Source organism: Propioniciclava soli, from assembly GCF_014858005.1.
Taxonomy (GTDB): domain Bacteria; phylum Actinomycetota; class Actinomycetes; order Propionibacteriales; family Propionibacteriaceae; genus Propioniciclava; species Propioniciclava soli.
This window is the reverse complement of sequence record NZ_JACYOT010000033.1, coordinates 1-6434: the sequence shown is the minus strand read 5'-3', so window position 1 is coordinate 6434 and position 6434 is coordinate 1. Positions and strand designations below refer to the sequence as shown.

Below are 6434 nucleotides of genomic sequence, written 5' to 3'. Positions count from 1 at the left end.
ACTCACCCCGCCACCCCCACCGGAAGTGTGAAGAGCCGGTAATGGCGGTCGAGCTCCGCCCCGAAGAAAGACGCAGCCCGCTTGAGCACCTCATTGGCCCGCCGCAGCTCCCGGTTCTCTTGCTCGAGCTCTTTCACCCGCTGCGCCTCAGCCGAGCTCACGCCGACGGTGACACCGTCATCGATGTCGGCCTGCTTCACCCACATCCGCACCGACTCGACCCCGTAACCGAGCTGCGTCGCGACGCGCTGCACGGTCCCCTGCGTGACACCGAGCTCAGCGCGCAGCGTCCTCACCATCCGCACCGCGGCGGCCTTCTCCTCGACCGAGTAGCGACGCGTCGTCGGCTTCCCATTCGACAGCTCCTTCGGCATAACTCCATCCTCGTTTCCAAGGTCAGGAGCCTCCACCAAACTCAGGGCGGTTCAAGGCCCATCAACGAGAACGCCGCGCGAGACTGGGTGCGAGCCAACACTGACCGTCAGTCGCTCATCGCGGCATGAGGTGCACGACTATATACATTACCAATCGGTCGCGAGTTCGTGGAGCAGCGTGTCCCATACGCCCGGGCGAACGGATCGTGGCGGGGTCTCCCTCAACTCGTTCGCAACCTCTTGGAACACGAACTGCGTGAGCCCGACAACTGCCATCCGGAGGTCGGGCCACTCTTGGATCGCGTCGGCAACCTCGACGAACCTCGGTCGCGAGTCGTCGTCGGCGATGTGTGAGACCGCGTGGCGGAGGGTGTTGAAGTCTTGGAAGTAGCGGCTGAGGTTCGAGTACATCGAGGGCGCCATCGAGCGGCTCGCCTCGTTGATCAGCTGGCGGAGGGCCATGCCGCCGTTGCCGTGCTCGGGCAGCAACGCCTCGGCGATGCCGTAGCCGCGCCAATAGGTCGCAGTCGTCATCATCTCTGGCCAAGGGGGGGCCAGCGACTGAAGCAGCAGGACGTGCTGCATGAAGCCAACGAAGGCCTTCCTCGCATTCTCATCCGAGGGCAGCGCTGCAGGGGCCGCAGGCAACTCCTCGTCCCCCACGATGCGACCAAGCGTCCAGCCGTAGATAGCGGGACTCACTGAAGCGTGCAGCGGAGAACGCAGTCCTGGAACGTCACGACTGGCCCGTTCCAGAACAGCGGTAGCCAGGTCAGATGAGAGGTCATAGCACGAGCCCCGAGCTGAGAGTCCGGCGAGTAACCAGGTTGCGAGTTCGGCGTGCCCGGGTTGGGTGAGCGCGAAATCGGCGATCGAATCGCCCGTCAGGTAATGCAGGTCGTGGGCCCACTTCGCCTCGTAGGCACCGGTGGCTTCCTCAAGCCAATCGATGGAGTAGTTGATCTCCCCCAGCCTGAACCCCAAGGGCTCGGCGAAGTCTCGCCGCTTCGACAGCAGCCGGTACAACTCCGCGTACACGAGCGGCGAGAACTCGCATCTCAGCCAGTCCAAAGCAACTGCTCCAGTCGCGACGCGAGCGGCAACGACGGCGCTGCCTCGCCCAGACCTCCAACAAGGTCGAGCTGGATCGGAAAGCGTACGAGGTCGCTCTTACGCAGTGACGGGATCACCATCCCCGAGAGAAGCATGCGTCGCATCGCGAACCCTTGCTGCCCGTTGAGGTACTGCGCTACCGCATCCGCCTGCGAGACGTCATGGAGGCGAAGCACGAACACGTTCTGATCGGCGACAGCAGGTTCCCTCGCGACAGTTGCGTGTGCACGTTCGCCGAGCGCACCCAGTACTACGTCACCAACGGCGATACGGATCAGTCCATGGCTCTCTGCTGGGACCCAGCGCCTCGGTAGGCGGCCGCTCAACACGCCGATGTCCATGACTGGCAAGAAGCCGACTTCTTCGGATTCGACGGCGACCGGGCGAACGTTGCGTCCACGCAGAATCGAGCTGCAGAAGTTACTCAGCGACTCGCCTTGCTCAAGCAGCTCCGGCTCAGGGGTCGAAAGCATGAGCCGCCACTCCTGACCCCTGAGATCGGTAGTTCGCCACCACGTCTCTACCGCTTCCTCTTCGGGAAGCCGGGTGTCGCGCTCTACCTGCCGCAGGTGGTCAAACACTGGACTCGCGAGCGGGGGGCACAACGGAATCGGAAGATCCATGAGGGTCGCCGAGGTCAGCGAGGCGGTGACGCTACCCGCGGCGTAGGCCGATCGCATCTGGCGCCCCGAGACGCTGTTTAGTACTCCCCACGTCCATAGGGAGGTGCTGTCATCGAGCGCCCGGATCGCCATGAAGGTCGATGTGAAGAGCGCGCCCTGGAGGTGCTCGCTGATGCGCACCACGGTCCCGTCCGGACGCCGGGGCAGGAGGAGGTCGCCAGGGCGCAGCTCGGCACCCACCTGGTAGACGGCCCCTTGGTAGCGCTGAGTACGTCGCCGTAGCGCCCCAGTGAGCGGATCGATGCTGGCAGGCGTGATGACTGCAGCCCCCTCGTCTGCCGACGAGCGCGGTGACAAGCGGGTGGCCAACTCACGCAGAGGGGCGGCCGGGGCGTCGGCCGGCCATCGAAAGGCGTCGGCGGTGAGACGACCGGGATCCCAGCTGCTCTCCCTGCGAAGATCGAGAACGGCGACGTTGAGCATGGTGTTACCCCGCCGCCGCACCATCGTCGAGGTGGTCGAGCGCTGCTGTCAGCGCCGCTCCACCGGGTTTGAGCTGCGTCTCCCAGTCCCCGCCGAGCTGCGCCACGAACGTGTCGCCTGGCTCGGCCTTGTCGATGACCAGAAGAACGGACCGAACGCCAGTCCCGGGGACCGCACCACTGGGCAGACCCAGCACGGCAGCGACTCGACACTCGTGCGCCAGGTACTGACGGAAGCGCTCGGCCGTGTGTTGGAAGGTGAAGCCTGCACCGACGTGGACGATGGCGCGTCCACCCGGTCGGAGTTGGCGGACCGCCAAGTCGACTCCGGCAACAGTTGCATCGTTTGTCGACGCGCCGTCAATGAGGTTCCGTGGCTCCTGGAGATGCATGCCAACCGGCGGGGCCGCAAGGACGACGTCCGCCTGCGGAAGTGGCTCTCGGAATGCGTCCCCATGGGTGATGGTGGTAATCAACGGGGCCGTGCGACCGATCATGGCCGCGAGGTCAGCGAGCCGTTCGTTGATATCGATGCCTACGAACTCGACCGGCGCCTCATGGGCGAGGGCCAGATCCATCGCTGCCCACAGGAAGGATCCCGTGCCGCAGAACGGGTCTAACACTGTGCCGGCGAGCCGCGACCCCGTCAGCGCGGCGACCGCAGTCGCGATCACCGGATGCGACGTCAGGTCACTACCGGCCCGGGAGTTCGCAGAGAACTGCATGAGTGCTCGACGGCGCGCGCGCCACAACACATCTGGGCGCACGGGAACGAATTCACCGCTCCCGCCCTCGATTCCCGGGATCGCGGTCTCGGCCAGCAGTTCCGCGGACGGGAAGAAGTCCTCATGGACGCCGCGAGAGCGCTCCAGGTCCGCCTCGCGCCAGAGTCGCTTCAGCAACAGCGAAGTCGCGATCTCTTCGTCAGCGAGGAAGCCGCCGGTCCCATACGGAGGAGGAGTGGGGCCATCGACGGGCTCGAGCGAACGTACGCCGCGGTCTGCCTTGAACCACTGCCGATTCACGACGGCGTAGTGATCAACGCTGCCGAGAAGGTCGCGGCTCCGGGCTAGGCTGGGAAGGGTCAACTCAGGTGTCTTGAACTGGCCGCTCCTCAGTTCAACCACTGCCCAGGGGACGAGCTCTCCCGTACTGTCGGCCGCCCAAGCGAGGACGTCAATCCGAAGCTTCGAGTCAGCCTGCAGCGGCGAATCGAACTGGATCAGGCCGAAGCCGGCAGAGCGCAGCAGTTCACGCACTTGGTCACGCGTCGAGCGTTCGTTCTTCATCGGATTTCCCTCCCTCCTGTTGCAAGCGAGCCAGCGAACCTATCACGAGGTCGCGACACGCGCCTCTTACGCGACCCCGGCGCCTCCACCCTGAGCGTCCACCGGCAGGGCTGGACAACGAAATGCCCGGGGTCACTCGCGGAGTCACTCGAAAGGCAGCATGCCCTCGTTGAGGTCGAACGGCGGCGTAATCCAAACGCCCTCGCACTCACCTTCGGGGAACTTGCTGTCTCTGACCACGAGAACGTCAGCATTCGCAAGTACAGCTGTGGCGAGGTGGATGGCGTCCCAAGTCTTCAGTCCGTGATTCACTGCCAGCTCGGCCGCTTTGCTCGCAACCAAAGTGTTCACGTCGACCAACTGGGTGCGCGGCGACCTCAACAGGGCTACCAAGTCGCTACGAATCTTGGCGTGCGTGGAGTTGTCTCGGGGATGGCGTGGGCGCAACTCCACCAGCATCGCGGTCGATTGAACCAGTTGGATGTCGCCGCGGTCGATCGCTTCTAGCATCGGCTTCAGGGGCAGGAAGGCCCTTTCGCCCATCACGACCCCGAGGAGCGCCGACGCGTCCAAGACCACCTTGCTGATTACTTCAGGCCTGCCCACGCTGCTCCTTCAACCATTCGTCTGCAGGCATGCCACCCGTGAAGTCAGGTGCGGCTCCGAAGATGTCGGACCAACGCACCTCAGGTTCGATCAGCACGTCAACTTCCTCGGTTCGGATCTTAAAGACTCGACCATCGCCGTCTTGCCGCACAGTCCCTGCCAGCTCTACGTCTTGGAGCAGCGCGTCCCTCATCGCCTCCCTGAGAGAGGTCGGGAAGGAGACTCTGAGAACGCGTCGATCTGGGAGCAGTAGTGAAGCCCGGTTCCCTCTCGAGACGTTCACGCCGACGAGGGTGCCGCGCACCGAGCCAGGCATCTCGCGTTCGAACGGCTGCAAGGTCTCCAGTCCGCCAAGAAGATGAGGAGTCAAACTCACGGATGGACCCGCATCGAGCCCATCATCAGTCACCAGTCGAAGGCGTGGCGGCACCCAATCGGTGTCGACGTCGGCCGGCTGCCCGTGTGCGACAAACCGGTGCGCCGCCTTCACAGCATCCGGGGTCCATGAGTCGGGAAGGGGTCCGTCATGCGCGACGGAATCGAGGTCAGACACAACGGCTCTCAGGTGACGGGCCTCCGCAGGCGCATACTCAGGCGGCGCTATCACTGCGAGCGCCGAGCCGGTCTCCAGATGTGTGACGGTCCACTCCACGGGCAGCTCGGACGCCTCATCCAACAGTGCCAAAAGGTCAACGCCCAACTGAAAGAAGCGCCCCGCGCTGGCGGGGCGTCCCTCGTCAACGATGAGTTCGAGCGCGTCCACGGATTCATCATGCCCGCTGGGGTCTCCATTTGAGCCCTTCCCGCGTGAGAAATCGAGGCCGTGCCCCATTTAGCAGACTGCAGCACGGTCGCGAGGCCGCTCGCCCTCGGGTAGTCGTGGGTCTCGACAGTGGGGGATACATCGGGAACGGATGAGCCTTGGCCCGCTGAGACTCGAAGATGGACACCGGCGAACGTCCCACTCTGGGCAGTTGAGTAACCACACGCCCGTCGGCAGAGTCGAGCACACCCGATGGGCGCCCAAGGGGATGAGGGCCGCTTGGCCGCTGGCTCGGATGTCCAACGGGGTGTGCTTCTCAGTTCTTCTTGAGTAGCCCGGTGAGGCCGGCGATCAGGATGGCGGTTTGTAGCCAGCCGAAGGCTTTGAGGGCGATCAGGGTCCAGGCCAACCATAGGGGGCTGGTAATGGTCCAGCTGGACGGGATGATTCCTGCTGCCGGTGGGATCACCACGGCTGCCCCGTAGAGTCCCGGATCGAGCGGTGCGCCACTGGTTGAGGCCTGGGTGGCCCCGAAGAAGAAGGTGAGAGTCCCGGCCATGATTGCTGCGGCGATCAGCCAGGCCCCGGCCAGCAGTGGGTAGTAGCCGTAGCCGGCGAACCAGCCGTAAAGGGTTCTCAGCAGCTTGGTCGGGAGTTTGCTGCGATCTGTCACCCTCCGGGCGGCCGCGACGCGCATCCGTTTGGCATGGGTTGGGCGGCCCTGTCGGTCGTAGACGGCGGCCGCCTCATGCCATGGTTGCAGCGCGAACTCCTTTGCGGGCACTGCGTCCAGCCAGCTGGTCATCGTCTTGGGGTCGTTGAGTACGCCATGGATGTCGCCCAGCCGCCAACCCGTCACAACCAGCTGACCCGGGGGCTTGTCACTGCCGACGAGCACGTTCAACGTGGCGAACCTCATCGTCACCTGACCGGCGGCGGCGAACAACCCGTCGAGGAGCATCCCGCCGGTGATCGTGGCCCGTTCAAGGTTGAGGGCTTCGCCGGCGGGGTTGGTGAGGGTGGCCCCCCGCAAGGCCAGCAGGCCGATGGTGGCCCCCAGCGCCCGCACCCCACCGGTGGCAGTGAACCCCTCGTCGAGGAACATCCCGCCGGTGATCGTGGCCCCGTCCAGACTGAGGGCGTAGCCGGCGGGGTTGGTGAGGGTGGCCCCCCGCAAGGACAGC

Annotated in this window: 6 protein-coding genes and 1 pseudogene; all 7 read right to left on the bottom strand. The window is 64.9% G+C overall.

Translation table 11 applies throughout. The features are described from left to right. Positions 1 to 374 (bottom strand): annotated as a pseudogene (locus IFY26_RS17325) (transposase); the annotation flags it as partial. 147 nt (positions 375 to 521) lie between these two features. Next, on the bottom strand, positions 522 to 1445 hold the full coding sequence (locus IFY26_RS17320; RefSeq protein WP_232550262.1) for a hypothetical protein: 924 nt from the start codon (positions 1443 to 1445) through the stop codon (positions 522 to 524). Next, positions 1433 to 2593, bottom strand: coding sequence for a restriction endonuclease subunit S domain-containing protein (locus IFY26_RS17315; protein WP_232550261.1), 1161 nt, complete (start codon positions 2591 to 2593; stop codon positions 1433 to 1435). The genes IFY26_RS17320 and IFY26_RS17315 overlap by 13 nt, the downstream gene beginning before the upstream one ends. Positions 2594 to 2597: 4 nt before the next feature. Next, positions 2598 to 3881 carry an HsdM family class I SAM-dependent methyltransferase gene (locus tag IFY26_RS17310; protein WP_232550260.1) on the bottom strand — a complete coding sequence of 428 codons (1284 nt, stop codon included), beginning with the start codon at positions 3879 to 3881 and terminating at the stop codon, positions 2598 to 2600. Positions 3882 to 4025: 144 nt separating this feature from the next. Then, the gene (locus IFY26_RS17305) at positions 4026 to 4487 is read right to left on the bottom strand and encodes a type II toxin-antitoxin system VapC family toxin (RefSeq protein WP_232550259.1); all 462 of its coding nucleotides are present in this window, start codon (positions 4485 to 4487) and stop codon (positions 4026 to 4028) included. Then, positions 4474 to 5250, bottom strand: coding sequence for a hypothetical protein (locus IFY26_RS17300; protein WP_232550258.1), 777 nt, complete (start codon positions 5248 to 5250; stop codon positions 4474 to 4476). The genes IFY26_RS17305 and IFY26_RS17300 overlap by 14 nt, the downstream gene beginning before the upstream one ends. Before the next feature lie 316 nt (positions 5251 to 5566). Further along, the coding region (locus tag IFY26_RS17295) for a hypothetical protein (RefSeq protein ID WP_232550257.1) at positions 5567 to 6434 on the bottom strand (868 nt) is incomplete at its 5' end.